The organism is Rhodococcus sp. Eu-32 (assembly GCF_003336925.1).
In the GTDB taxonomy this organism is placed as follows: Bacteria; Actinomycetota; Actinomycetes; order Mycobacteriales; family Mycobacteriaceae; genus Rhodococcoides; species Rhodococcoides kyotonensis_B.
The window spans coordinates 1-26,035 of sequence record NZ_QGNK01000021.1; the positions used below are offsets into that span (position 1 = coordinate 1).

The 26,035-nt window shown below is 66.2% G+C and carries 24 protein-coding genes; 22 read left to right on the forward strand and 2 right to left on the reverse strand.

The features are described 5' to 3' along the window. Positions 1–236: 236 nt before the first annotated feature. The 8 genes from DK926_RS21335 to DK926_RS21370 all read left to right on the forward strand — a co-directional run bounded on the left by DK926_RS21335 (position 237) and on the right by DK926_RS21370 (position 10,124). A complete protein-coding gene (locus DK926_RS21335; RefSeq protein ID WP_114332133.1) occupies positions 237–1,499 on the forward strand; it encodes an aminotransferase class III-fold pyridoxal phosphate-dependent enzyme in 1,263 nt (420 codons plus the stop codon). A gap of 46 nt (positions 1,500–1,545) precedes the next feature. Then, on the forward strand, positions 1,546–3,003 hold the full coding sequence (locus tag DK926_RS21340) for an NAD-dependent succinate-semialdehyde dehydrogenase (protein ID WP_114332134.1): 1,458 nt from the start codon (positions 1,546–1,548) through the stop codon (positions 3,001–3,003). A 14-nt stretch (positions 3,004–3,017) separates the two neighbouring features. Further along, complete coding sequence (locus DK926_RS21345; protein WP_243636944.1) at positions 3,018–3,737, forward strand: GntR family transcriptional regulator; 720 nt, start codon at positions 3,018–3,020, stop codon at positions 3,735–3,737. A 237-nt stretch (positions 3,738–3,974) separates the two neighbouring features. Continuing rightward, a complete protein-coding gene (locus DK926_RS21350; RefSeq protein ID WP_279387099.1) occupies positions 3,975–5,171 on the forward strand; it encodes a Xaa-Pro peptidase family protein in 1,197 nt (398 codons plus the stop codon). Between the two features lies 1 nt (position 5,172). Further along, on the forward strand, positions 5,173–6,402 hold the full coding sequence (locus tag DK926_RS21355) for a PLP-dependent aminotransferase family protein (RefSeq protein WP_114332078.1): 1,230 nt from the start codon (positions 5,173–5,175) through the stop codon (positions 6,400–6,402). Then, complete coding sequence (locus DK926_RS21360) at positions 6,399–7,604, forward strand: M20 family metallopeptidase (RefSeq protein WP_114332079.1); 1,206 nt, start codon at positions 6,399–6,401, stop codon at positions 7,602–7,604. Before DK926_RS21355 ends, DK926_RS21360 begins: the two co-directional genes overlap by 4 nt. 100 nt (positions 7,605–7,704) lie before the next feature. Further along, positions 7,705–9,159: an MFS transporter gene (locus DK926_RS21365; protein ID WP_243636945.1), complete on the forward strand. Its 1,455-nt coding sequence runs from the start codon at positions 7,705–7,707 to the stop codon at positions 9,157–9,159. Then, a complete protein-coding gene (locus DK926_RS21370; RefSeq protein WP_114332081.1) occupies positions 9,156–10,124 on the forward strand; it encodes a D-2-hydroxyacid dehydrogenase in 969 nt (322 codons plus the stop codon). The genes DK926_RS21365 and DK926_RS21370 overlap by 4 nt, the downstream gene beginning before the upstream one ends. A 51-nt stretch (positions 10,125–10,175) precedes the next feature. Here the strand turns inward: DK926_RS21370 and DK926_RS21375 are convergent, their stop codons facing one another. Further along, the gene (locus DK926_RS21375) at positions 10,176–11,279 is read right to left on the reverse strand and encodes an NADH:flavin oxidoreductase/NADH oxidase (RefSeq protein ID WP_165839643.1); all 1,104 of its coding nucleotides are present in this window, start codon (positions 11,277–11,279) and stop codon (positions 10,176–10,178) included. Positions 11,280–11,391: 112 nt separating this feature from the next. On the opposite strand from DK926_RS21375, the gene DK926_RS21380 reads away from it, so the two are divergent. The 11 genes from DK926_RS21380 (at position 11,392) to holA (ending at position 21,935) form a co-directional block, all read left to right on the forward strand. Further along, entirely contained in the window at positions 11,392–12,675 is a 1,284-nt protein-coding gene (locus DK926_RS21380; RefSeq protein ID WP_114332082.1) for a glutamate-5-semialdehyde dehydrogenase, read from the forward strand. Between the two features lie 23 nt (positions 12,676–12,698). Beyond that, positions 12,699–13,586: a MoxR family ATPase gene (locus tag DK926_RS21385; protein WP_114332083.1), complete on the forward strand. Its 888-nt coding sequence runs from the start codon at positions 12,699–12,701 to the stop codon at positions 13,584–13,586. 1 nt (position 13,587) lies between these two features. Then, positions 13,588–15,003, forward strand: a complete 1,416-nt coding sequence (locus tag DK926_RS21390) for a VWA domain-containing protein (protein WP_114332084.1) — start codon at positions 13,588–13,590, stop codon at positions 15,001–15,003. 28 nt (positions 15,004–15,031) lie between these two features. Further along, complete coding sequence (gene nadD / locus DK926_RS21395) at positions 15,032–15,796, forward strand: nicotinate-nucleotide adenylyltransferase (RefSeq protein WP_279387098.1); 765 nt, start codon at positions 15,032–15,034, stop codon at positions 15,794–15,796. Further along, positions 15,797–16,192 carry a ribosome silencing factor gene (rsfS, locus tag DK926_RS21400; RefSeq protein ID WP_114332085.1) on the forward strand — a complete coding sequence of 132 codons (396 nt, stop codon included), beginning with the start codon at positions 15,797–15,799 and terminating at the stop codon, positions 16,190–16,192. Further along, a complete protein-coding gene (locus tag DK926_RS21405; RefSeq protein WP_114332086.1) occupies positions 16,189–16,854 on the forward strand; it encodes a histidine phosphatase family protein in 666 nt (221 codons plus the stop codon). Before rsfS ends, DK926_RS21405 begins: the two co-directional genes overlap by 4 nt. Then, positions 16,841–17,611 (forward strand): diglucosylglycerate octanoyltransferase, encoded by a 771-nt coding sequence (gene octT / locus DK926_RS21410; RefSeq protein WP_243636946.1) that lies wholly within the window; start codon positions 16,841–16,843, stop codon positions 17,609–17,611. The genes DK926_RS21405 and octT overlap by 14 nt, the downstream gene beginning before the upstream one ends. Further along, on the forward strand, positions 17,608–18,441 hold the full coding sequence (locus tag DK926_RS21415; protein WP_114332088.1) for a DegV family protein: 834 nt from the start codon (positions 17,608–17,610) through the stop codon (positions 18,439–18,441). The genes octT and DK926_RS21415 overlap by 4 nt, the downstream gene beginning before the upstream one ends. Before the next feature lie 90 nt (positions 18,442–18,531). Beyond that, the gene (locus tag DK926_RS21420; RefSeq protein ID WP_114332089.1) at positions 18,532–19,383 is read left to right on the forward strand and encodes a helix-hairpin-helix domain-containing protein; all 852 of its coding nucleotides are present in this window, start codon (positions 18,532–18,534) and stop codon (positions 19,381–19,383) included. After that, on the forward strand, positions 19,380–20,918 hold the full coding sequence (locus tag DK926_RS21425) for a ComEC/Rec2 family competence protein (protein WP_114332090.1): 1,539 nt from the start codon (positions 19,380–19,382) through the stop codon (positions 20,916–20,918). The genes DK926_RS21420 and DK926_RS21425 overlap by 4 nt, the downstream gene beginning before the upstream one ends. Before the next feature lie 48 nt (positions 20,919–20,966). Continuing rightward, positions 20,967–21,935 carry a DNA polymerase III subunit delta gene (holA, locus tag DK926_RS21430; RefSeq protein ID WP_084423640.1) on the forward strand — a complete coding sequence of 323 codons (969 nt, stop codon included), beginning with the start codon at positions 20,967–20,969 and terminating at the stop codon, positions 21,933–21,935. Positions 21,936–22,018: 83 nt separating this feature from the next. On the opposite strand, the gene rpsT is transcribed toward holA, so the two are convergent. Beyond that, positions 22,019–22,279, reverse strand: coding sequence for a 30S ribosomal protein S20 (gene rpsT, locus DK926_RS21435; protein WP_068423699.1), 261 nt, complete (start codon positions 22,277–22,279; stop codon positions 22,019–22,021). A gap of 380 nt (positions 22,280–22,659) precedes the next feature. Here rpsT and DK926_RS21440 point away from each other — a divergent pair, with 380 nt between their 5' ends. From DK926_RS21440 to DK926_RS21450, 3 genes are read left to right on the forward strand one after another with little or no spacing between them, the layout of a single operon-like run. Beyond that, a complete protein-coding gene (locus DK926_RS21440; RefSeq protein WP_240931447.1) occupies positions 22,660–24,189 on the forward strand; it encodes a circularly permuted type 2 ATP-grasp protein in 1,530 nt (509 codons plus the stop codon). Beyond that, positions 24,190–25,164, forward strand: a complete 975-nt coding sequence (locus DK926_RS21445) for an alpha-E domain-containing protein (RefSeq protein ID WP_068423697.1) — start codon at positions 24,190–24,192, stop codon at positions 25,162–25,164. It begins immediately after the preceding gene. A gap of 8 nt (positions 25,165–25,172) precedes the next feature. Beyond that, positions 25,173–26,003, forward strand: a complete 831-nt coding sequence (locus DK926_RS21450; RefSeq protein WP_068423695.1) for a transglutaminase family protein — start codon at positions 25,173–25,175, stop codon at positions 26,001–26,003. Positions 26,004–26,035: the final 32 nt, after the last annotated feature.

Consider the following 26,035-nt stretch of genomic DNA (forward strand, 5'->3'; position numbering starts at 1 on the left):
CCCCGGAATCGATCATGGCGTAGAAGCTATCGCGCACTTCTTCCGATTTGCCCCGCGTTCTACCCACGACACACCACCTACTTCTTCCTGGTCAGGAGCGGTGGTGCATCGACCGCTTGAGACTGCCCCGAGTGACCGAATGTGACATTCGGTCCGGAAAAGGGGGGGGTGGGCGAACGCAGGAAGTCAGTTGCAGATTGTTGACAATCGGCAATGCTGCGCCCACGATGGACCGCATGACAGCGTCGACCACTCACCTCAGTCCAGCCCTGAAGCAGGCGACCCCTGTCGTCGTGGACCATGCGATCGGTAGTTGGATCCACGGGACGGACGGGAACCGGTACCTCGACTTCACGACGGGGATCGGCGTCACCAGCACCGGGCATTGCCATCCGAGGGTCGTCGAGGCCGCGCGCGAGCAGGTCGGCAAGATCATCCACGCGCAGTACACGACCGTCATGCACAAGCCTCTCCTCGAGCTGACCGAGAAGCTCGGCGATGTCCTGCCGGCCGGTCTGGACAGCGTGTTCTACGCGAACTCCGGCTCGGAGGCAGTCGAGGCGTCGATTCGTCTGGCGCGCATGGCAACCGGGCGTCCGAACATCATCGCCTTCCACGGCGGGTTCCACGGCCGGACCGTCGCGGCTGCGTCGCTCACCACCGCGGGCACGAAATTTCGGTCCGGCTTCTCGCCGATCATGGGCGGCGTCCACATCGCACCGTTCCCGTACGCGTTTCGTTACGGCTGGGACGTCGACACCGCCGTGGCCTTCGCGCTGAAGGAGCTCGACTACCTGCTCGCCACCGTCTCGAGTCCCGCCGACACCGCGGCGTTCATCATCGAACCGGTCCTCGGCGACGGCGGTTACATCCAGACCCCGCCCGCGTTCCTCGAAGGACTGCGCGAACGCGCGGACAGGCACGGCATCGTGTTCGTCGTCGACGAGGTGCAGGCAGGCGTCGGACGCACCGGCAAGTTCTGGGGTCACGAGCATTCGGCAGCGAAGCCCGACATCGTGATCACGGCCAAGGGGCTCGCGTCGGGCTTTCCGATCTCGGCGATCGCCGCGTCCACCGAGCTGATGTCGAAGGCATGGCCGGGTTCGCAGGGCGGCACCTACGGAGGCAACGCAGTCGCCGCGGCCGCGGCCATCGCAACGCTCGACGTCGTCCGCGACGAGGGTCTCGTCGAGAACGCGGCCAAGCAGGGCGCTGCGCTGCTCGACGGTCTCCGGGGTCTGAAAGAGCAGTACTCGGCGATCGGTGATGCACGTGGCATCGGTCTGATGCTCGCGCTCGAATTCGTCGACGACGCAGGTGCACCCGACGCGGCCGCCGCGACCCGTGTGCAGCAGACCGCGATCTCCGAAGGCCTGTTGCTGCTCACGTGTGGAGGGACGGGCAACGTCGTCCGTGTAATTCCTGCGTTGGTGGTGACCGACGACGAGATCGCCGAGGGCGTCGACGCGCTCGCCCGGACCTTGAAGCGTGCGCTGTGACCGAATCGGCGATGATCGCCGCCCGCTACGGAAAGGAGCGGCTCCGGTGACCGCGACAACTACTCGACCCCACATCGATACTCCGACAGGACTTTTCATCGCCGGTGCGTGGCGCGATACGGACGCGACATTCGACGTCGTCGACCCTGCCACCGGTGAGGTGATCGCCGCCGTCGCCGATGGAACGGTCGCCGACGCAGAAGCTGCGATGACAGCCGCCGCCGATGCGCAGGAGGCCTGGACTGCGACGGCTCCTCGCGAACGCAGCAACATCCTGCGTCGGGCATTCGAGCTGATCGTCGAGCGCACGGAGCAACTGGCGGCCGTGATCACCGCCGAAATGGGCAAACCGCTGGCCGACGCCCGCGGCGAAGTCGCCTACGGCGCGGAATTCTTCCGATGGTTCTCCGAGGAGGCGGTACGCATCTCGGGTGATCACACGTCGACCGGCGACGGCAAGAACCGCATCATCGTCACGCGTGCGCCCGTCGGGCCGTGCATTCTGGTGACGCCGTGGAACTTTCCGCTGGCCATGGGTACCCGCAAGATCGGGCCTGCGCTGGCTGCGGGATGCACCGTCGTGTTCAAGCCCGCCGAGCAGACTCCGTTGACCGCGCTGGCGCTCGCGGACATCCTTCACGAGGCGGGCGTGCCCGCCGGTGTCGTCAACGTCGTTCCGACGACGAACGCGTCGGACGTCGTCGGCTCGTGGATGGCGAGCGGCCTCGCGCGCAAGATCAGCTTCACCGGCTCGACCGAGGTCGGCAAGATCTTGCTGGCGCAGGCTGCACCGACCGTCATGCGGGCGTCGATGGAGCTCGGTGGCAACGCACCGTTCATCGTGGCCGAGGGCGCCGACATCGATCGAGCGGTCGACGGGGCGATGGTCGCCAAGATGCGCAACATGGGGGAGGCGTGCACCGCCGCCAATCGATTCTTCGTCCACCGCAGCGTCGCAAAGGAATTCGCCGACAAGCTCGGCGCGCGCATGGGGTCGCTGACGGTCGGTGCCGGCGCTCGGGACGGTGTCGAGGTGGGCCCGCTGATCGACCAGGACGGACGCGCCAAGGTGCAACGCCTCGTCGACGACGCACTGTCGCGGGGAGCTCGTGCGGTGGTCGGCGGGATCCAGGACGACGGACCCGGCTACTTCTATCCGCCCACCGTGCTCGACGACGTCGACGCCTCCTCCGATCTCATGTCGACCGAGATCTTCGGTCCCGTCGCCGCGGTCGTACCGTTCGACACCGAGGACGAAGTGATCGCGCTCGCGAACGACACCGAGTGGGGACTGGTCGGGTACGTGTTCACGCAGGACATCGACCGCGCGCTGCGCATGGGGGAGCGGCTCGAGGTCGGCATGGTCGGCCTCAACACAGGATTGGTGTCCAATCCGGCGGCGCCGTTCGGAGGCGTCAAGCAATCCGGGCTCGGTCGTGAGGGTGGCAAGGTTGGCATCGACGAGTTCTTGGAATACAAATACTTTGCGATCCCGAGGTCTTGACAGGAGGCATGACGATGACCGGTTCGAGGCGGCTGACGCCGATCGATGCGCGGAACACCTCGATGGTGATCGCGGATCAGATCCGCGATCGCATCATCGACGGCTCCTACGCACCAGGGGAGCAGATCAACGAGGCGAATGTCGCTGCAGAGCTTCAGATTTCACGTGGCCCGGTACGGGAGGCGTTGCAGCGTCTCAATCAGGAAGGTCTGCTGGTCAGCTACCGGAACCGCGGTGTCTTCGTCGTCGAACTCAGTGTCGACGACGTCGCCGAGATCTACGGGGCTCGCGCCGCGATCGAGGTGGGTGCCGCGTGGACGCTCGTGAACGGAGATCTCGCGGTCCTGAAGTCCACCGCGGTGGAATTGTCGGACATCGTCGGTCAGATGCAGCCGTTCATCGATCGTGCCGACTGGCTCGGGCTCGCCGAGCGTGACCTGGCCTTCCACACCGCGTTGGTGGCGGCGACGTCGAACAGCAGGATGTCTCGGATGTACGCGACGCTCGCGGCCGAAGCGCGAATCTGCATGGCCAATCTGGAAACCGCGTACTACCGACCGGAAGCACTCGTCGAGGAACACCAATTGCTCGTCGACCTGCTGCTCGGCTCGGATTGGGCGGCGCTCGAAGCGGGCCTGCACGAGCACATGGACACGGCCGTCCACGATCTGACGACGGCGATGACGGCGGAGTCGGCCCCCGCCGAGCACGTTCCACTCCCGGCCTCGTCCTGAGCGGTCCGGGCCGCCGTCGGCTGTCCGCAACGCAGAAGTAACACGACATCCCTTGCAGTGGCTGGGTTTCAGCACCTAGCCTGATTGTCAACAATCTGCAAAACGCGTACAGGCTGGTCGCTGCCGTCCGCGACATCTCGAAAGGGGGTACCAGTGAACGAGAACGAACATCCCGTCGTCGCGCTCACCAGCGCAGTCGGACCGGAGCATGCACCGGGTCTCGCCGAATACGTGGATCTGCCGAACAGCACGCCGATCACCTTCACCGAGGACGAGTACTCCCGTCGTCTGGCCGCGGTGCGGGAACGCATGGCCCGGCAGAATCTGACGGCCCTCATCGTGACCGACCCGTCCAACCTCTACTACCAGTTGGGCTACAACGCTTTGTCGTTCTACACCCCGCAGATGCTGTACGTCCCGCTCGAAGGGGAGTTGTACTTCTTCGCGCGGGCGATGGACGCGGCAGGTGCATTCCGGACGTCGTGGTTGCCGCAGGATCAGACGTTCGGCTACCCCGAAACGTTCGTGCAGCGCAAAGATACGCACCCGTTCGTGTGGGTCGGCCAGAAATTGCGGGAACTCGGTGTGGTGAACAACTTCTCGCACGGCCAGGTCGGTCTGGAGATGGATTCCTACTACTTCAGCCCGCGCGCCTTCGAGGTTCTCGTCAAGGCACTGCCCGAGTATCGATTCACCGATTCCTACGAGTTGGTCAACTGGGTGCGCGTCGTGAAGTCACCCGCCGAGATCGATCTGATGCGGGGCGCCGCGCGTGTGTGCGAATCGGCGATGGAGGCGGCGTTCGAATCGGTCGAGATCGGACGGCGTCAGTGCGACGCGGCCGCCGCCATCATGAGCGCGCAGGTGAAGGGCACCGACGCCTTCGGCGGTGACCACCCGGCAATCGTGCCCATGCTTCCCACCGGTGCGGGCGCGGACACACCTCACCTGACGTGGTCCGATCAAGCTTTCATCGCCGGTGAGACCACCGTCGTCGAGTTGGCCGGTGTGTTTCGTCGGTACCACGTACCGATGGCCCGCACGATCGTCCTCGGCACTCCGAGCACGCGGCTCGACTATCTGGCGAATTCGACCGGCGAGGCCTTGAACGCCGTTCTCGACGCCGTTCGTCCCGGTGTCACGACCAGCGATCTGGCACAGACCTGGAACATCGCTCTCGCCGAGCACGGCTTGCACAAGCCATCGCGCATCGGATACTCGATCGGCATCGCCTACGCACCCGACTGGGGCGAGCGCACGGTGAGCATCCGCACCGACGACGACACCGTTCTCGCCGAGAACATGACCTTCCACATCATCGGTGGAATGTGGATGGACGACTACGGATACGAGGTATCCGAGGCCGTCCGCGTAACCGACAGCGGAGTCGAGACGTTCACGTCCTTCCCGCGGCACCTGCTGACGAAGGAGTGAAATGATTGCGACCACACTGCCCTGGGCGATGCGCACCGACAAGCTCGTGGGTTCGGTGATCGACTCCTCGACATCGCTCCTCGCGTCGCAGAAGCACGACATCGTCCGATTCGCCATGGGATCACCTGCCGCCGAAACGGTTCCGGCGCAAGCGTTCTCGGAGATCGCGTCGTCGGTCCTGACGGCCGATGCGATGGATTACGCCGCGACCGAGGGTGATCCGGCGTTGCTCGACGCGCTGCTCGGCTATCTGGATTCGGTGGGGGAGCCGACGTCGGCGGACCGACTCGTCATCACCTCCGGTGGTATGCAAGGTCTCGACCTCGCGTGCAAGTTGTTCGTGGATCCGGGGGATCTGGTGATCGTCGAAAGTCCGACGTACACGAACGGAACGGCGACGATTCTGAGCTACGGAGGCGACGTTCTCGAAGCGCCGATGGATTCCGACGGTCTCGTCGTCGAGGCCCTCCCGGAGCTGGTCGAACGCGCGGGCAGACGCCCCAAGATGATCTACGTCATCCCGAACTTCCAGAACCCCTCGGGCACAACGATGTCGCTCGCGCGTCGGACCATGTTGCTCGAGCTCGCGCACGCATGGGGCTCGGTGATCCTCGACGACGACCCGTACGGGCTTCTCCGATTCGAGGGCGAGCACATTCCGAGCTTCCCGTCGCTGAGCCCGAACGATCCGCTCGTGTTCTCGGTACGCACGTTCTCCAAGATGATCGCTCCGGGCCTACGCGTCGGATGGGTGGACGCCGCCCCCGAGGCTCGGCAGCTGATCGTCAACGCGAAGCAGGCGATGGACACGTGCACCAACTTGCCGAACCAACGGATGATCGCCGAATTCATTCGACGCGGGTACCTCGACGCTCATCTTCGGTCGCTTGCGGCGGTCTACCGCCCACGGAAGATCGCCATGCAGCAGAGCATCGCGACGTACTTCGGCGACAGCCTCGTGACCACCGACCCCGAGGGTGGATTCTTCCTGTGGGCCACGTTGCGTGGCGAGGCCGCATCGATCTCGACGCAGGAGTTGTTCGAAGTCGCACTGGCCGAGGGTGTTGCCTACATTCCCGGGCCTGCACTCTCGGTCGCGGGCGCGTTCCACGACTCGCTGCGGCTGTGCTTCGCGTCGTCGACTCCGGATCGGATCGACGAAGGTGTGAAACGCCTTGCGGTGGCGGTCGACAAGGTCGTCGACGCACGATCGGGTAGCTCCCGTCGATGACGGACGCCCTCGAGCGTCGAATTCTCGAACGTATCGACGACGACGCAATCGTGTCCCTGGCGTCGGCGCTGATCGATGCCGGTGGTGAGAACCCCGGCAGCACGGAGGGCTCCGTCGCGGCAGTACTCGACGAGCATTGTCGCGCTCTCGGATTCGACGTCGAGTGCGACGATGTCGCGCCCGGACGTCCCAATGTCGTTGTGTCGGTGGGTGGTTCCGACGAGCCAGGGGTTCTGTTCGTCGGCCACTCCGACGTCGTTCCGGCGGGGAGCGGATGGACGTCCGACCCGTTCCGCGCAAAGGTGCGAGACGGCCGACTGTTCGGCCGTGGAGCATGCGACATGAAAGGTGGTCTCGCAGCGGTCGTCATGGCCATGGCTGCGTTGAAAGAGGCAGGCGCGCTGGGTGCTTCACCGGTGACGCTCGCCTGTCTGGTCGACGAAGAGGACACCGGACTCGGCATTCGCGCGTACGTGCGTGCGCCGCGTCGGAGGACGTATGCGTCGTGCATCGTCGCCGAGCCGACGGATCTGGTGACCATCGTGGGATGCCGGGGCGCTGCGAATCTCGAGATCACGGTGACCGGTCGGTCCGCACACGCGGGGCGGCCCAGCAACGGTCGCAATGCGATCTCGGCAGCCTCGCGCATCGTCGGGCTCCTCGACACCATGGCCGAGGAACTGACCGCATCCGCGCACCCGACCCTGGGGCCGGGCACGTGGAACGTCGGAACGATCGCGGGCGGCACGGGTACCTCGATGGTCGCCGATCGCTGCGTCATCACCGCCGACCGCCGACTTCTTCCCGGCGAGGATGCGCACGACATCGCAGCACACCTGGCGAACCGTGTCCGCGCAGCAGGCATCACAGGCGATGGAATCGACGTGTCGGTCGATGTCTCGATGGAGATGCCCGGCTTCCTGACCTCGAACGATGCGGCTGTCGTCGGCACGGTCGTCGGCGCCGTCACCGATGCGGCAGGATTCCGCGGAACCGACGTGTGGACGGCGTCGTGCGACGGAGGTTTCGTGGCGCGCGATCTGGGTACACCGACCGTCGTGTTCGGCCCAGGAGAAATAGAAACGCAGGCTCACCAGCCCGACGAATCGGTGTCGGTTCGGCAATTGTGCGACAGCGCAAGGGCGTACGCATTGATGGCGTCCAGAACCATTGTGCGACCAGCAGTTATGACGAAAACCTAGGGGTAGTGCGAAAACTCTGAATTTTGCTTCCGTAGTGTGAAACGCTGCGAAGTACCTGCCCGACGCTCCACGTTGTTCACAAAGCGAGAGGTAATGGACCGTGACACGATCTTCCAATAGTGGGTCTAGCAGTAGCGAGTCCGACAGTTCGACCACCGGTTATCCGCCGGACACGAAAGAGTTGAACCCGGAGGAGAAGAAAGTTCTGCATCGAGCCATCGGTGGCTCTGCACTCGGTAACGCCGTCGAATGGTTCGACTACGCGGTCTACGGCTACCTGGCCGTCTACGTCGCCGCGAACTTCTTCCCGTCGGAGGACGGCGGGGCCAGCCTGTTGTCCACGTTCGCGGTTCTCGCGGCGTCGTTCATCATTCGCCCGATCGGCGGAATCGTTCTCGGACCACTCGGTGACCGTATCGGTCGCCAGAAGGTCCTGGTCCTGACCGTCACGATGATGTCGGTCGCGACCGCAGCGATCGGCATTCTGCCGACCTTCGACACCGTCGGCATCCTCGCGCCGATCCTGCTCCTCGTCTGCCGGCTCGTGCAGGGGTTCTCCACCGGTGGCGAATACGGCGGCGCCGCCGTGTTCATGGCGGAATACGCCCCGGACAAGCGTCGCGGATTCTTCGGTTCGTTCCTCGAATTCGGCACTCTCGCAGGTACTGTCGCAGGCGCTACTCTGTGCACGTTGCTCAACCTCGGTCTCGGCGACGACACGATGGAGGCATGGGGTTGGAGAATTCCGTTCCTCGTGACGTTGCCCCTCGGCATCATCGCGCTGTGGCTGCGCACGCGACTCGAGGACTCGCCGGTGTTCTCCGAGGCGAAGGCCGACGGCGAGACCGTCTCCGAGGGCTCGGAGGGTGGCGGCGCGATCGCGTCGCTCAAGACCACGATGACGTACTGGCAGCGCATTCTCATCCTGATGGGATTCGTTCTGCTGCTGAACATCGCCTACTACACGGTGCTCACGTTCCTGCCGTCGTACCTCAGTGACACGTTGGGGCACAGCACGACTCAGTCCAACTTCACGCTGGTCGTGATCATGCTCGTCATGATGGCGATCATCAACCCGATCGGCTCGCTGTCCGACCGCGTCGGCCGCAAGCCGCTGCTCCTGGCAGCGTGCGTCGGCTACTTCGTGTTGAGCGTGCCGCTGTTCCTGCTCATCATCAACACCGGACTGGTCGGTCAGACGATCGGTCTGCTGGGTCTCGGCATCCTGCTGGTCATCATGTGTTCGTGCGTGTCGTCGACGCTGCCGGCGCTGTTCCCGACGCAGGTTCGGTACGGCGCGTTCGCGATCGGCTACAACGTCTCGACGTCGTTGTTCGGCGGTACCGCGCCCTTGATCTTGACGTTCCTGATCGACCGGACCGGCTCCAACCTGGTGCCCGGTTTCTACATGATGCTCGCTGCCGCAATCGCTTTCGTCCCGATTCTGCTGATGCCGGAAACCGCAGGACGTTCGTTGCGCGGCACCCAGTGTCCAGGTGACAACGACGACGAGGTCGCGGCGTCGGGCGTCGAGCTGGTGGGGTACAAGGGTTGACGGTCGATCGGCCGATCGTCGTCGTCCTCCACGCCGATCACCTCCCCGAGGGGCTGGACGCGGTATCCGCTGTGGCCGAGGTGCGTTACGCCACCGCGGATACCCTCGGGGATGCCATGCCTGGCGCGGACGTCCTGCTGCTGTGGGATTTCTTCTCGTCGGCGGTCCCCGATGTGTGGGAACGTTGCGATTCGCTGAGATGGATTCACATCGCCGCGGCGGGCGTCGACTCGCTGATGTTCGACGCCCTCGCGGAATCCGATGTCGTCGTGACCAATTCGCGAGGAATTTTCGACCGTCCCATCGCCGAATTCGTACTCGGCCAGATCCTGGCGTTCGCCAAGGATTCCGCGGTGTCCGCGCAGCTGCAGCAGCGACGCGAATGGCGGCATCGAGAAACGGAACTGATCGACACCACGCACGCGATGGTGGTCGGTACCGGCGCCATCGGCCGCGAAATCGCCCGCATCCTGACGGCGGTGGGCATGAAGGTCAGTGGCGTCGGACGCACCTCTCGCGACGGGGACCCCGATTTCGGTGTCGTGCATGCCAGTTCGACGCTGGCGCACGTGGTGCACGATGTCGACTATCTGATTCTCATCGCCCCGCTGACCGACGCGACGCGGCGGGTCGTCGACGCAGACGTGCTCGCCGCGGCCAAACCGGGTGTTCGCGTCGTGAACGTCGGGCGCGGTGAATTACTCGACACCACAGCGCTTCTCGACGCGCTACGCAGTGGTCACGTCGGCGGGGCGGCGCTCGACGTGTTCGACACCGAACCGTTGCCGGAGGACAGCCCTCTGTGGTCTGCCGAGAACGTCGTCGTCACACCGCACATGAGCGGCGACGCCGTGGGCTGGCGCCGCCGCCTGGCGGATCTGTTCGTCGCGAATTTCGAGCGGTATGCGTCGTCGACCGATCTCGAGAACGTGGTCGACAAGAAACTCGGTTTCGTCTCGAGCTGACCCCATGTGCACGAAAATACACAGCGGGCTACGTATTTTCGTGCACGTGGATCAGAAAGCGCGCTCGTACTGCGGAGCCACGGCGGGCGCGATGTCCGCACCGAGTTCGCGCGCCGCGCGACGGGGCCAGTACGGGTCGCGCAGCAGTTCACGGGCGAGCAGGACGGCCTCCGCCTCACCGGAGGACACGATGTCCTCGGCCTGCTTCGGTTCGGTGATGAGGCCGACGGCCGCGGCGGGGATCTTCGTCTCGTTCTGCACTCGCTTGGCGAACGGAACCTGGTACCCGGGTTCGACCGGGATCCTCGCGCGCACGTTGCCGCCGGTGGACACATCGATCAAGTCGACGCCGTGGTCGGCCAGCAACTGAACGAGCGCGACGGTCTGATCCGACGTCCAACTCGGCGCCTCGAGACCCGCGGTGTCCTCGTCCAGCCAATCGGTTGCGGAGACACGGACGAACAGTGGCAGTTCGGCAGGCCAGACCTCACGCACCGCGTCGACGATCTCGACGAGCAACCGGGTACGGCCGGCGAAGTCGCCGCCGTACTCGTCCGTGCGAGTGTTGCTGGCGGGGGACAGGAACTGGTGCACCAGATATCCGTGTGCGGCATGGATTTCCGCGACCTTGAAGCCGGCGCGCAACGACCGTTCGGCCGCGGCGGCGAAGTCGCGCACGATCCGCGAGATGTCTTCGATCGTCGCGGCGCGCGGCGTCGAGTAGTCACCGAACGCGACAGCGCTGGGTCCGATGGTCTCCCATCCGAGTTCCTCGTCGGCAGGAATGGACTTGCCGCCGACCCACGGAGCGGTCGTCGACGCTTTCCGTCCTGCGTGTGCGAGCTGGATCCCCGGAACCGAGCCGTGCTCCTCGATCTTCGCGACGATCTCGGCGAACGCCTCGGTCTGCGTGTCGTTCCAGATTCCGAGGTCCGCTGGACTGATTCGCCCGTCCGGGCTCACCGCAGAGGCCTCCGTCAGAATGAGACCCGCTCCGCCGAGCGCACGACTGATCAGATGGGTCCGATGCCAGTCGTTCGGCGCTCCGACGCGGTCACCTGCGGTATCGGCGGAGTACTGGCACATCGGTGCCATCCACACGCGATTCGGGAACGTCACGCCGCGCAGGGTCAGGGGTTCGAACAGGGCACTCAAGAAACTCTCCTTCGTCGAAATACACTCGCCGTTTCGGTAACCCACCCGAGCGGAGGTGCATTCCCTCGATCACGCTGCAACCCGCCGGGCCGTTCTGGTTACTGTGTAGTGCATGACTGCACCATCCTTTGCGGAGTCTCAGGCCACCGGCGGCACGGAGGAGCGTGAGCAGGTGCACGCTGCAGCTCGGCGTGCACGGGTGGCGTCGCGGGCACTGGCCCTGCTGACCACCGCAGAGAAGGATGCGGCGCTGCATGCGGCAGCCGACGCAGTGCTGGCCGCCGCGCCGCAGGTCATCGCAGCGAACACCGAGGATGTCGACGCTGCTCGCGCCGCGGGGACCGACGAGGGACTACTCGACCGACTTCGCCTGACCGAGGCGCGAATCGACGGCATTGCCGCAGGACTACGTCAGGTGGCCGGGCTGCCCGACCCCGTCGGCGAGGTCGTACGCGGATCGACGCTTCCCAACGGCCTGGACATTCGCCAACTGCGGGTTCCGCTCGGCGTCGTCGGCATGGTCTACGAGGCTCGTCCCAACGTCACCGTCGATGCGTTCGGACTCGCGTTCAAGTCGGGCAACGCCGCGCTGCTGCGCGGCTCGTCGTCGGCTGCACGGTCCAACGCTGCCCTGGTCGACGCGATCCAGGGTTCGCTCGCTGCGCGCGGCCTACCCGTGGACGCCGTACAGCTGCTTTCCAGCGCGAGCCGCGCGTCCGTGACCCACCTCATCCAGGCTCGTGGTCTCGTCGATGTCGTCATTCCTCGCGGAGGCGCAGGGTTGATCTCGGCGGTCGTGCGCGACGCCACGGTTCCGACCATCGAGACGGGCGTCGGTAACTGCCACGTCTACGTGCACGCGGCAGCAGACCTCGAGATGGCCGAGAGGATCGTGCTGAACGCCAAGACCCGACGCGTCAGCGTGTGCAACGCCGCCGAGACCATCTTGGTCGACGCGGCCGTCGCGGAGACCGCCGTGCCACAGTTGCTGCAGGCGCTGCAGGCGCACAGCGTCGTCGTACACGGCGACCTGCCCGGCCTGGTTCCGGCGACGGACACGGACTGGTCGGAGGAGTATCTGTCGCTCGACGTCGCGCTGAAGGTCGTCGACGGCATCGACGCGGCGATCGCACACATCGACACGTTCGGCACCGGCCACACCGAGGCCATCGTCACCTCGGATCTGAAGGCCGCCAAGGAGTTCACCACCCGAGTCGACGCGGCCGCCGTCATGGTCAACGCGTCGACGGCGTTCACCGACGGTGAGCAGTTCGGGTTCGGCGCCGAGATCGGCATCTCGACGCAGAAGTTGCACGCACGCGGGCCGATGGGTCTCCCCGAGCTGACCTCCACCAAGTGGATCGTCTGGGGCGAAGGCCACACCCGACAAGCATGAGCTGACAGCAAAGGACACCAGACGTGGATCGAGCGCTTCCGACTTCCCCTCCCTTGTTCGGCAGTGTCGACGACGTAGTCGCACGACTCGCCGAGACCGGATATCTGGCGAACAAGGCCACGGCGACGTCCGTGTTCCTGGCCGACCGGCTCGGCAAGCCGCTTCTCATCGAGGGTCCTGCCGGTGTCGGCAAGACCGAGCTGGCCAGGGCGGTGGCACAGACGTCGGGCGCCGAGCTCGTTCGACTGCAGTGCTACGAGGGCGTCGACGAGGCGAGAGCGCTCTACGAGTGGAACCACGCGAAACAGATTCTGCGTATCCAGTCGGGATCCGGCGGCGCGCAGGATTGGGACGAGACCAAGCTCGACGTGTTCTCCGAGGAGTTCCTGCTCGCGCGGCCGCTTCTGCAGGCCATTCGTCGTGAGGAACCGACGGTCCTGCTGATCGACGAGACCGACAAAGCGGACGTCGAGATCGAGGGCCTGCTGCTCGAGATACTCAGCGATTTCGCCGTCACCATCCCCGAGCTCGGAACCATCACGGCGACGCGCACCCCGTTCGTCGTGCTCACCTCGAACGCGACGCGCGAGTTGTCGGAGGCGCTGAAGCGGCGATGCCTCTTCCTGCACCTCGATTTCCCGGACGCCGATCTCGAGCGACGCATTCTGGCCAGCCGGGTGCCCGAGCTCCCGGAAGCCGTAGCCGAACAGATGGTCCGTACGGTCCGTGTGCTGCGCGCGATGCAGCTCAAGAAGCTGCCGTCGGTTGCCGAGACCATCGACTGGGGACGCACGCTGCTCGCCCTCGGGCTGGACACCCTCGACGACGACGCGGTGCGTACGACGCTCGGCGTGGTGCTCAAGCACCAGTCGGACCAGGACAAGGCTGCAGCCGAGCTTCGGCTGAACTGACATGCACTCCCCGCACGGGTTTCCCGGTCATCTCGTCGACTTCGTCGAGGCGTTGCGCAGGCGTGGTGTGGCCGTCGGGCCGTCGGAGACCGTCGACGCGGGCAAGGTCGTGTCGGTCCTCGACCTGATGGACCGGGAGGCGCTGCGCGAGGGGCTCGCGTGCTCGCTGCTGCGTCGCCCGACGCATCGGGCCACGTTCGACGCGCTGTTCGACCTGTGGTTCCCCGCCGCGTCGGGGCATCGGGAGTCGGGAAACATCGACACGTCGCTGCCGCGCACACCGGACGGGCAGGTCGATTTCCCCGCACTGCGCGACCTGATCGCCGAGCTGCTGATCGACGGCAGCCCGGACGCCGTCGAACTCACCGAACTGCTCGCGGCTCAGATGGTGGAAGAACTCGGTCAGTACAAGTCCACGAACGGTCCGTCGTTCTCGGCGTATCAAGCGCTACGCGACGTCGCACCCGACACGCTGCTCAGCAGGATTCTCGAAGGATTGCTCGGTCAGGCGGACGACGGGTCCACCCGGTCGGCAGGCGGTTACCAGGACGAGGTGGCCAAGCGGACCGCAGCGCAGCGACTCGCAGATCTGCGCAGAATGGTCGACCAGGAAACACGCCGCCGCGCCGCCGAACAGTTGGGACGCGAACGCGTCGCGAGTTACGGAGTTCCCAAGCTGGCCGAGGAAGTCGACTTCCTTCGCGCGTCGGACACCGAGATGGTTGCGCTTCGACGCAGTGTCGCTCCGCTCGCGCGCCTTCTGGCCAGCAGGTTGGCCGTGCGACGCAGTCGAAGCAGGGCAGGCGCGATCGATCTACGACGCACGCTGCGCAAGTCCATGTCGACGGGCGGCGTCCCGATCGACCTCGTGCAACGCAAGCCGCGCCGGGCGCGTCCCGAGCTGGTCGTGTTGTGCGACGTGTCGGGATCCGTCGCTGGTTTCAGCCACTTCACGCTGCTGCTGGTTCATGCGCTGCGCGAACAGTTCTCACGCGTCCGAATCTTCGCGTTCATCGATTCGACCGACGAGGTGACGCAGTTCTTCGACTCCGGCTCGGACCTAGGCGCCGCGATGACGCGCATCGTCAGGGAAGCGAATCTGATCACGTACGACGGCCACTCCGACTACGGGAATGCGTTCCGAACGTTCGACGATCGGTACGCGTCGGCGGTGACGTCGCGCTCCTCGGTTCTGGTGCTGGGAGACGGCCGGACCAACTACCGCGACCCGGGTACCGACGCGCTCGCGCGCACGGTGTCCGTCGCCAAGCACGCCTACTGGCTGAACCCGGAACCGAAGGGGCAATGGGGGAGCGGTGACTCCGCGGCGAACGTGTACGGCGAGGTGATCGGCATGTACGAATGTCGTTCGGCGGTCCAGCTCTCGGACTTCGTCGCACGTCTGCTGCCGGTGTGACGACACTCGCCAGATAAGCTCGACAATCGTGCACCGACCACCCCAGACCACCGACTCGTCTGCACACCGTCCTGCGGTCCGCAGACTCGGTGTGATGGGCGGGACGTTCGACCCCATTCACCACGGTCACCTCGTCGCTGCCAGCGAGGTCGCGAACAGCTTCGGATTGGACGAGGTCATCTTCGTCCCGACCGGAACACCGTGGCAGAAGGAAGGCAAGGCGGTCAGCCCCGCCGAGGACCGGTATCTCATGACGGTCATCGCGACCGCATCCAATCCACGTTTCTCGGTGAGCCGGGTCGACGTCGACCGCGAGAAGTTGACGTACACCGTCGACACACTGCGCGACCTTCGAGCCCAGCACCCGACCGCCGAGCTGTACTTCATCACGGGAGCGGACGCGCTCGAGAGTATCCTGACCTGGCAGAACTGGGAGGAATTGTTCGAGCTGGCCAAGTTCGTCGGTGTGTCGAGGCCTGGGTTCGAGCTCGGAGTCGAGCACCTCGCGGACCACCTGCAGGCGCTTCCGGACGATGCGTTGACGCTCATCGAAATTCCGGCGCTGGCCATTTCGTCGACGGATTGCCGGTTGCGGGCGGCAGAGAATCGGCCGGTCTGGTACCTCGTGCCCGACGGCGTGGTGCAGTACATCTCGAAGAGGAATCTCTATCGACCCAGAGGCGAGCAACGCCTCGACGGTTCCGTCACAATGTCGGAGCCGGTGCCGCAGAAGATCAAGCAGGCCGATTCCGTGACCGAGGAGTCGAGCCCGAACCAGTGGGAGAGAAGCTAAGTGACTGCAACTGACGAGGCCGTGAACGTCGCACGAATCGCGGCGCTCGCGGCCGACGACAAACTGGCGACCGACGTCGTCGTTCTCGACGTCTCGGAGCAGTTGGTCATCACGGACTGCTTCGTCATCGCCTCCGCTCCCAACGAGCGCCAGGTCAGCTCGATCGTCGAGAACGTCGAGGACAAACTGCGCGAGGCGGGATACAAGCCGGTCCGCAAGGAAGGCACTCGCGAGGGCCGGTGGGCGTTGCTCGACTTCGTCGACGTCGTGATCCACGTCCAGCACAACGACGAGCGCAACTTCTATGCTCTCGAGCGTCTGTGGAAGGACTGCCCGACCGTCGAGGTTCCCGGCCTCGGCGAACGCCGGGACGCCGACTCGGAATCGGAGCAGTGAGTATCGCTGCGAAGCGGCAGTTGATCCTGCTGCGCCACGGTCAGACGGAATACAACGCGAACGATCGTATGCAGGGTCAGCTCGACACCGATCTGACCGAACTCGGTCGCACGCAGGCGAAGGACGCGGCCGCCGTGTTGGCGGCGCGCTCGCCACTCCGCATCGTCTCGTCGGACCTGAAGCGCGCATTCGATACCGCGTCGGCTCTCGGCGACGCGGCGGGCCTCGCCGTCACCTCGGACGAACGCCTGCGTGAGACGCACCTGGGCGAATGGCAGGGGTTGACGCATCACGACGTCGACGCCGTGGCGCCGGGTGCGCGGCTCCGGTGGCGCGCCGACGCGCAGATGGCTCCGCCCGGTGGGGAGAACCGTGTCGACGTCGCTCGCCGTAGTGTGCCGGTGGTACAGGAACTTGTCGCGGCGCTGCCGGAATGGGGTGCGTCCGGCGCCGATCATCCGGTCGTCCTCGTTGCGCACGGCGGCCTGATCGCTGCACTGACCGCAGCGTTGCTCGATCTTCCCGTCGACCGATGGCCGGTCTTCGGCGGGCTGTCGAACACCAGTTGGGTGCAGCTCAGCAGCCACGGCGACGTCGCCGACCTGGGATGGCGTCTGGACGTGTGGAACGCGTCGGCGCGGGTGGCCAGTGACGTCCTCTGACGACTACTCGGCACCACCGGTGGCCGAGGGGACGCCGCCGGTACTGCTGGTGTTGGCGGACTCGCTCAGTTACTACGGCCCCAAGGGCGGCCTGCCGGTCGACGACCCGAGGATCTGGCCCAATCTGGTGGCGTCGGAGCTGGGCTGGACGGTCGAACTGGTCGCCCGGATCGGCTGGACCAGCCGAGACGTGTGGTGGGCACTGACACAGGACCCCCGCGTGTGGGCAGCGATCCCGAAAGCGGGCGCGGTCGTGTTCGGCGTCGGCGGGATGGATTCGCTGCCGTCGCCGTTGCCGACGGCGTTGCGCGAGCAGATTCGCTACGTCAGGCCGCCGGCTCTTCGTCGCCTCGTTCGGAACGGATATCAGTGGGCGCAGCCCCGGCTGTCGCCGCTCGGATGGCCCGTCGCGTTGCCACCCAAGCTCAGCGTCGAATATCTCGAGAAGTCCCGTGCCGCTCTGGCGTACGTCCGACCCGACCTGCCCGTCGTCGGCACCTTGCCCTCGGTGCATCGCAGCGACGCGTACGGCAACGTGCACACCGGGCGGCCCGCAGCCGAGCGGGCACTGCGGCGCTGGAGCTCGGACACCGGCGTGCCGCTCGTCGATCTCGCCGAGGCCGTCCGCGCGAACATCATGTCCGACAACGCGAATCCCGACGGTATCCACTGGGGCTGGGACGCACACGTCGCTGTCGCCGACGCGATGCTCGCGGAACTGCGTCCCCGCGTCAGCGCGGACGGGCAGCAGGCATGAGCGTCGTCGTCGTCACCGATTCCTCGGCGTGCATCGACGACGCCGTAGCCCGGCGAGAAGGCATGGCAGTCGCGCCGCTGCACGTGTTCGTGGGAGGTGCCGATCTTCGTGAGGGGATCGACCCCATTCCCGACGACTTCGCCGCCGACGGCCCCGTGACGACGGCCGGCGCGTCGCCCGACGAACTGCGACGGATCTACGGTGACGCGCTCGACCGCAGTGGGGGCGACGGCGTCGTCGCCGTGCACATCTCGCGCGGGCTCTCCAGCACGTGGGAGGCGGCCCGGCGGGCTGCCGCCGAACTGGGAGACGGCATACGCGTCGTCGACTCCGGGGCGGCGGGAATGGGCGTCGGGTACGCCGCGCTGGCGGCGTCGTCGACGGCTGCGGCAGGCGGGAACCTCGACGCCGTCTACGACGCAGCGGTGTCGGTGTCGGCGCGCGTGCGCTCGTTCATCGTCGTGGACAAACTCGACCATCTGCGCCGCGGGGGCCGGATCGGCGCAGCCGCAGCGTTGCTCGGGACGGCGCTCGCGATGAAACCCGTCCTCCATCTGAGCGAGGGGCGGCTCGTCCTCGCGGAGAAGGCGCGCACGTCCACGAAGGCGCTCGGAAAACTCGTGAACGCGGTCGCGTCGGTCGCGGGCGAGCACGGCGTCGCGCTGACGGTGCATCACATGCAGTGCCCGGAACGCGCCGAGACGCTCGCATCGCAACTGGCAGAACGTGTTTCGCAGGTCGACCGCGTCGACGTCACACCGTTCGGAGCGGTGCTCGGTGCGCACGTCGGGCCGGGAGCGGTCGGCGTCGCGGTCTGCCCCGACGCCTGATCGTCCACAGCCGTCCGGTCTGTCCACAGGGCAATTTCTCACCAGCGCAGACGAGCCAGGCCGGAATCGTCGCCGGGTTAGCGTCGGCCCATGGCAAGTCTCGAGAACCGTACGGTGTCGCGCGCCGGATCTGCACCGCCACGATCGACGGGCGAACACGACGACGATCGCACCGGACAACCGAACTGGTTGCTCGCCGACGATCGTCGCGACACAGCCCTGTCGGCGTATCTACCCGAACGGTGGCGCGGCGCGCGCGTGGACCCGGGACGCAAGGGAATGTTCGCGTTGGCGGGGGTGGGCTTGGTCGTCGTCCTCGTGGCGGCGTACGGCTGGCTTCGTGACGCGCCCGCCGTAGCCCCGGTTCCGGCTCTCCCTGTCGTGCAGCCTGTTTCGGAGGGCGCTTCGGCGTCCGGTAATGCTGCGTCCGGCGGTGCTGCGTCCGATGGTGCTGCGTCCGGAGTTCCCGAACCGCCGGTCGACATCGTCGTCAGCGTCGTCGGGCTCGTCGTCAACGCCGGACTGGTTCATCTCCCGGTCGGATCCCGCGTCGCCGATGCCCTCGCCGCGGCGGGTGGAGCCCGCGACGGCGGCGACGTCGTCGCGCTCAATCTCGCGGCGAAAGTCGCCGACGGCGATCAGATCGTGGTCGGCGCGCTGCCGCCCGAGGGGCGTCCGATCGTCAGCGGAACGACGAGTCAGGCTGGTACGCAGAGTAGTTCGACGGCGGAAGCCGGCCCTGCCGGCGGCGGTCCGGTGAATCTGAACGACGCGTCGGTGGCCGAGCTCGACGCGCTGCCGGGCGTCGGTCCTGTCACGGCCGCCAACATCGTCGCGTGGCGGGAGGTGAACGGTCGCTTCACTTCCGTCGACCAACTGTCGGAGGTCGACGGCATCGGCCCGGTCCGACTGGAGAAGCTGCGCACTCAGGTCTCGGTGTGAACGAACCGGCCATCCGGCCGTTCGATATTCGGTTGGTACCCGCCGCGGCCGCGGCGTGGACCGCGACCGTCGCCGGGGTGCTGTTCGGATCGGCCGTCGCCGTGGTTCTCGCCGTCGTCTGCATGAGTATTGCTGCGCTGCTGTGTGTTTCGACCAGAGGAGTGGGGTGGGGCGTCGGGCTGATCGCGTTCGCGGTAGCGGGCGCCTGCTACTCGGGCGCGACGGCACTGCACTCGTCGGCGGTCGAGTCGAGCCCTGTCACGTCGGCAGCGGCGGACAAGGCGTGGGTCAGCGCGGCGGTCGTGGTTCGTGAGGATCCCCGTCGGTTGCGCTACCCCGGTCCTGCAACGGTGTCGGTGCGAGCGGAACTCGAGCAGATCGACATCGGAGGCGTTCCCGTTCGTCACGGCGGTCGAATTCTCGTCGTCGCGCCCGCCGACGGGTGGGAGCACGTGGTGCCAGGCCAATCGGTGACGCTGCGTGGTCGGCTCGCACTGCCGGACCGCGCCGACCTGACGCTCGCGGTCGTTCGAACGCAGGGACCGCCGCTGCTGGTGGGCGATCCAGGTCCGATCGGCGTCGCAGCGGATTCGATACGGCGTGATCTGACGTCGGCCGCCGGGGCAGCGCTGCCCGACGATCAGGCCGGGCTGCTGCCCGGTCTCGTCGTCGGAGACGTCTCGGCACTGCCCGACGACGTCGAAAGCGATTTCAAGGCAGCAGGTCTGACACATCTGAACGCCGTCTCGGGAGCCAACTTTTCGATCGTCCTGGGTGCCGTGCTGTTGTTGACGCGGGGGATCGGAATCGGTCCACGCCCGACGGTGATGGTGTGTGCCGTCGTGTTGCTGGGTTTCGTCGTGGTCGCGCGTCCGTCGCCGAGCGTGTTGCGCGCGGCCGTGATGGGCGGGATAGGACTGCTCGCGCTCGTGACGGGGCGCCGTCGTCAGGCGGTCCCCGCGTTGTGCGCCGCAGTGCTGGTGTTGCTCGCGTGGTGGCCGGAACTCGCCGTCGACTTCGGATTCGCGCTGTCGGTGCTCGCGACCGCCGGTCTCGTCGTGCTCGCGCCGGTCTGGGTGGACTGGCTGCGTCGTCACGGGTGGGGGAGGGCCGGTGCCGAGATCGTCGCGGTGGCGGCGGCAGCTCACGCCGTCACGGCCCCGGTCGTCGCGGCGATGGCGGGCACGTTCTCGGTGGTCGGTGTACTGGCCAACATCGTGGTCGCGCCGGTCGTCGCGCCGATCACCGTCGTCGGTGCGACCGCGGCAACGATCGCACCGGTCTCGATCGGGCTCGCCGCACTCGTCCTCGAACTGGCGTCCGCGCCGCTGTGGTGGTTGATCGCCGTCGCGCACTGGGCCGCGTCGGCTCCCGGGGGTGCGCTCGTCGTTCCGGACGGAATCGCCGGTGCAGGGCTCGTTCTCGGCGGCACGCTTGTCGTCCTCGTGGCATTGCGATGTCGGCCCATCCGATGGGTGTGCGGAGTGCTCTGTGCGGCGGCGACACTCGTGTGGGTGGCAACGGCACTCTTCTGACGTCGGCGCATTCGGAGAGCGTCGGACCGGCATGGCACGATCTGTGCTGTGACTGCGACAGCCTCGGTTTCTCCTCTGCACCTCGTACTCGGCGACGAGGAATTGCTCATGGATCGGGCGGTCGCGTCGATCGTCGCCGATGTGCGCGCCGGGGCACCCGAGGGTGACGAGGTGCCGGTCACCAAGCTGCGTGCAGGCGATGCCACCGCCCCCGAGCTCGCCGAGCTGCTCAGCCCGTCTCTGTTCGCGGAGGACCGCGTCGTCGTGCTGGAGGCGGCAGCCGAGGCGGGCAAGGACGCTGTCGCCCTCGTGCTCGACGCGGCCGCGGATCCGCCTGCCGGGGCCGTCCTCGTCGTCATGCATTCCGGCGGTGGCCGCGCGAAGGCGATGGCCGGTGCGCTGCAGAAGGCCGGTGCCGTCACGCACGACTGCTCCAAGCTGAAGCCCGGCGACCGCCCCGACTTCGTCAAACGAGAATTCACCGCTGCGGGTGTCAGGGTCAGCGGCGACGTCGTCGAGGCCGTCGTCGAATCCGTCGGTTCCGAACTGCGTGAACTAGCGGCGGCGTGCTCGCAGCTGGTCGCCGACACCGCAGGCAAGGTCGACGTGGCCGCGGTACGTCGCTACTACTCGGGCAAAGCCGAAGTCTCCGGTTTCGACGTCGCCGAGAAGGCCGTCGCAGGGGATGGTGCAGGCGCGCTGGAGGCGCTGCGGTGGGCCATGCACCGGGGTGTGCCCCACGTCCTGCTTGCCGACGCGCTCGCCGACGCGGTGCGGACCATCGCGCTGGTCGGGTCGGCGGGCCGCGGGGACCCGTTCCGCATGGCGAGTGAACTCGGCATGCCGCCGTGGAAGATCAAGAAGGCACAGGCCCAGGCGCGCAGCTGGAACGGGCAGTCGATCGGGGAGGCGTTGCAGATCGTCGCGCAGTTGAACGCCGACGTCAAAGGCCAAGCAGCCGACGCGGATTACGCCGTCGAGCACGCGGTGGCCGTCGTGGCCGGCCTCGGTAGTTGACCGGCCGAAGCGGAGCGAACAGCAAAGAACCCGCTCGGTGATCCGAGCGGGTTCTTGCGAGGTTCTCTGCGAGAAGGTCTGAATCAGAGCTTGTTGACAGCCAGAGCCAGAGCCGACTTCTTGTTGGCTGCCTGGTTCTTGTGGATGACGCCCTTGCTGGCTGCCTTGTCCAGCTGACGACCTGCGGTGACGGCGATGGCGGACGCCGTTGCCTTGTCGCCTGCAGCCTCAGCGGTGCGGAAGGAGCGAATGATCGTCCGCAGCGAGGACTTCACCGACTGGTTGCGCAGGCGGTTGCGCTCGTTGGTGAGAATGCGCTTCTTCTGGGACTTGATGTTGGCCACGCGTAAAATCCTTCTGTCTTCGTCGGTATTCCGGTCAGGGCGATCCATGCTGGAATGCCCGAAGTCTGCTGCGGAGCCATTGCAGCCCAGCGCCGAAGATCGAGAATACCAGCTGGGCGTCGCAGAACCCAATCCGTCGACGCGGCGTCGCGCCGGGCCGTGCGGGACGGGCCGTGTTTCGAGAATTTAACGTGTCCAGCGCGCTCGACGCCAGTCTCTGTAGCAACATGTCGACAATGAGTCCGCGATCCGGAGGCGCCGCAGCCCCAGAGGCCAAGGCCAAGACGAAGTCCAAATCCGCGGCACGTGCGAATCCCGTCATCGACGGGGTGTTCGACGGTTACCTCGACAACGGGAAGTACGGCTCGGCGTTCGACGAGATGTTCGACGGCGAAGGAAAGACCCGAACGCCCTACAAAGGAATTCACACTGCACTCGAACCGTCGAGCTCGGCCGACCTGGACGCGCGGTCCGATGCGTTGGGCCGCGCTTTCATCGACCAGGGCATCACGTTCTCGCTGTCCGGTCAGGAGCGGCCGTTTCCGCTCGACCAGGTGCCGCGCGTCATTGCGGCGGGTGAGTGGTCTCGACTCGAACGTGGCCTCAAGCAGCGCGTCAAGGCGTTGGAGATGTTCCTCGCCGACATCTACGGAGACCAGGAGATTCTGCGCGACGGCGTCGTCCCGAAGCGCCTCGTCACCTCGTGTGAGCACTTTCACCGCGAAGCGATCGGCATCGTCCCGCCGAACGGTGTCCGTATCCACGTCGCCGGCATCGACATCGTGCGCGACGCCCAGGGCACCTTCCGCGTCCTCGAGGACAACCTGCGCTCGCCGTCCGGCGTGTCCTACGTCATGGAGAACCGCCGCACGATGGCGCGCGTGTTCCCCGATCTGTTCGCGACGCATCGAGTCCGCGCGGTGGGGGATTACGCGTCGCACCTCCTTCGCGCCCTGCGTGCGTCCGCCGCACTGAACGAGGCCGACCCCACCGTCGTCGTTCTGACCCCGGGAGTCGCGAACTCGGCCTACTTCGAACATTCGCTGCTCGCTCGTCTGATGGGCGTCGAACTGGTCGAGGGGCGAGACCTGTTCTGCCGCGACAACGTCGTCTACATGCGGACCACCGAGGGTGAGCGTCAGGTCGACGTCATCTATCGACGCATCGACGACGATTATCTCGACCCGATGCAGTTCCGGCCCGACTCGGTTCTCGGCGTCGCTGGGCTCGTCAACGCCGCGCGTGCCGGCAACGTCGTCATCTCCAGCGCCGTCGGAAACGGTGTGGGCGACGACAAACTCGTCTACACGTACGTACCGACGATCATCGACTACTACCTGGGCGAGAAACCGTTGCTCGCGAACGTCGACACGTTTCGTTGCTGGCTCGACGACGAATGCGAGGAAGTGCTCGATCGCGTCGACGAACTCGTCATCAAGCCTGTCGAAGGTTCCGGCGGCTACGGCATCGTCTTCGGTCCCGACGCGTCGCCCAAGGAACTGGCGACCATCAGCAAGAAGATCCGTGCCGATCCGCGCGGGTGGATCGCTCAGCCCGTCGTCCAGCTGTCGACGGTTCCCACCAAGATCGGCGACCGGCTCGTGCCGCGTCACGTCGATCTTCGCCCGTTCGCGGTCAACGACGGGGACGACGTCTGGGTGCTGCCCGGTGGTCTGACGCGCGTCGCGCTCCCGGAGGGGTCCCTGGTGGTCAATTCCAGTCAGGGTGGCGGCAGCAAGGACACCTGGGTGCTGGCGACGCGAACGTCGCAGGAGGAGCAGGAGCTCGCGGGCGAGGAGATCGTCAGTGAACCGCCCGAGTCGCCGACGGTCGAGCAGGGCCCCGAACTGACGATGGACCAACAGCAACAGCAGCAACAGCAGCAGCAGTCGAACGGTGGTGTCAGCTAGATGCTCGCTCGGAACGCGGAATCGCTCTACTGGATCGGGCGATACGTCGAGCGGGCGGACGACACTGCCCGCATTCTCGACGTCACGGTGCACCAGCTGCTCGAGGACGCGACCGTCGACCCGGACCACATCTCGCGAGTTCTGTTGCGCGTGCTGGGTTTTCGATACGAGCCCGACGAGTCGTTCGACGTGTGGTCGCTCACCGAGCTCGTCGCGTTCAGCCGGACAGGCGGCGGGTCCATCGTCGACTCGCTGTCCAGTGCGCGCGAAAACGCCCGCGGCGCAAGGGAAGTCACGTCCACCGAGATGTGGGAATGCCTCAACACGACCTACAACGGGCTGAGCGATCGGATCCGCGCGTCGAAACGCACCGGTCCGCACGAGTTCTTCAGCTACATCGAGGAGAGGGCGGCGATGTTCGCCGGTCTCGCCGACTCGACTCTCAGTCACGACGACGGCTACCGCTTCCTCATCCTCGGCCGTTCCGTCGAACGCGTCGACATGGTCGTGCGGCTGCTGCTCTCACGAGCGGGGGACAGGCCGTCGTCGCCCGCGTGGGTGACGGTGCTGCGCGCGGCAGGTGCGCACGACACCTACCTTCGGACGTACCGAGGGGCGCTCGACGCGCAACGCGTGCTCGAATTCATGTTGTTGGACAGGCTTTTTCCGCGATCGGTGTTCTATGCGCTCAGTGAGGCGGAGCGGTCGCTCGATCAGCTCGATCATCAGCCGAACAGCCGCGTCGGCGCTCGTGCGGAAGCCCAGCGGTTGCTGGGTCGAGCCCGAAGCGAACTGGAGTTCCTGCGCCCCGGTGCGTTGTTGGACGATCTGCAGGACCGGCTGATCGCGCTGCAGGAGACGTGCCGCGAACTCGGCGACGCCATCTCCAAGCAGTACTTTCACGCCGCGCCGTGGGTCGCGTGGACCGACGCCGGCAAGGGGAGCTACGAAGATCAACTGGAAGGTGAACTGTGAGTTGGCGTATGCGCGTCGTGCACACCACGGGCTACAAGTACGACGCGCCGGTGACGTCGTCGTACAACGAGGCGCGTCTGACACCACGAAGCGACCACCGACAGAACGTCATTCTGAACCGGGTCGAGACCAATCCGGTCACTCGGTCGTTCCGGTACACCGACTACTGGGGAACCGCGGTGACCGCGTTCGACCTGCACGCACCGCACACCGAACTCGAGGTGACGGGGTCGTCCGTCGTGGAGACCGACCCCTTCACGCCGCCCGAGGAGACGGCGTCGTGGGAGTACCTGGCGAGCGAAGCAGTCGTCGACCGCTTCGACGAAGTCCTCGGCTTCACGGTCTACGTGCCGCAGAATCGGCAACTCGCGTCGATCGCGAAGAAGCTGACGAAGGGCCTACCGCCGCAGGAATCGGTCGTCGCAATTGCCGAATGGGTACACGAGGAGATGTCGTACGTCCCCGGCACGACGGGCGTGCACACGTCGGCTGTCGAGGCGTGGTCGGAGAAGAAGGGCGTCTGCCAGGACTACGCGCATCTGACGCTTCTGCTGCTGCGTAGCGTCGGTATCCCGAGTCGCTACTGCTCCGGCTACCTGCACCCGAAGAAGGAAGCAGTCGTCGGTGCGTCGGTCGAGGGCCAGAGCCACGCGTGGATCGAGGCATGGACCGGCGCCTGGTGGGGCTACGACCCGACCAACGCCATTCCCGTCAGCGAACAGCATGTGTCGGTGGGTCTCGGACGCGACTACGCGGACGTTCCGCCCCTGAAAGGTATCTATTCGGGTGGTGGTTCCACCGACCTCGATGTCGTGGTAGAGATCACACGACTGGCGTAACCTACTGCTCGGCAGGTTTCTCTTTTCGACTT

Bases quoted from the DNA above. Each gene is read 5' to 3' on its own strand.
- DK926_RS21335 (WP_114332133.1), top strand. From the start codon at position 237: ATGACAGCGTCGACCACTCACCTCAGTCCAGCCCTGAAGCAGGCGACC.
- DK926_RS21345 (WP_243636944.1), top strand. From the start codon at position 3,018: ATGACCGGTTCGAGGCGGCTGACGCCGATCGATGCGCGGAACACCTCG.
- DK926_RS21355 (WP_114332078.1), top strand. From the start codon at position 5,173: ATGATTGCGACCACACTGCCCTGGGCGATGCGCACCGACAAGCTCGTG.
- DK926_RS21360 (WP_114332079.1), top strand. From the start codon at position 6,399: ATGACGGACGCCCTCGAGCGTCGAATTCTCGAACGTATCGACGACGAC.
- DK926_RS21380 (WP_114332082.1), top strand. From the start codon at position 11,392: ATGACTGCACCATCCTTTGCGGAGTCTCAGGCCACCGGCGGCACGGAG.
- DK926_RS21390 (WP_114332084.1), top strand. From the start codon at position 13,588: ATGCACTCCCCGCACGGGTTTCCCGGTCATCTCGTCGACTTCGTCGAG.
- DK926_RS21415 (WP_114332088.1), top strand. From the start codon at position 17,608: ATGAGCGTCGTCGTCGTCACCGATTCCTCGGCGTGCATCGACGACGCC.
- DK926_RS21420 (WP_114332089.1), top strand. From the start codon at position 18,532: ATGGCAAGTCTCGAGAACCGTACGGTGTCGCGCGCCGGATCTGCACCG.
- DK926_RS21440 (WP_240931447.1), top strand. From the start codon at position 22,660: ATGTTCGACGGCGAAGGAAAGACCCGAACGCCCTACAAAGGAATTCAC.
- DK926_RS21445 (WP_068423697.1), top strand. From the start codon at position 24,190: ATGCTCGCTCGGAACGCGGAATCGCTCTACTGGATCGGGCGATACGTC.
- DK926_RS21450 (WP_068423695.1), top strand. From the start codon at position 25,173: ATGCGCGTCGTGCACACCACGGGCTACAAGTACGACGCGCCGGTGACG.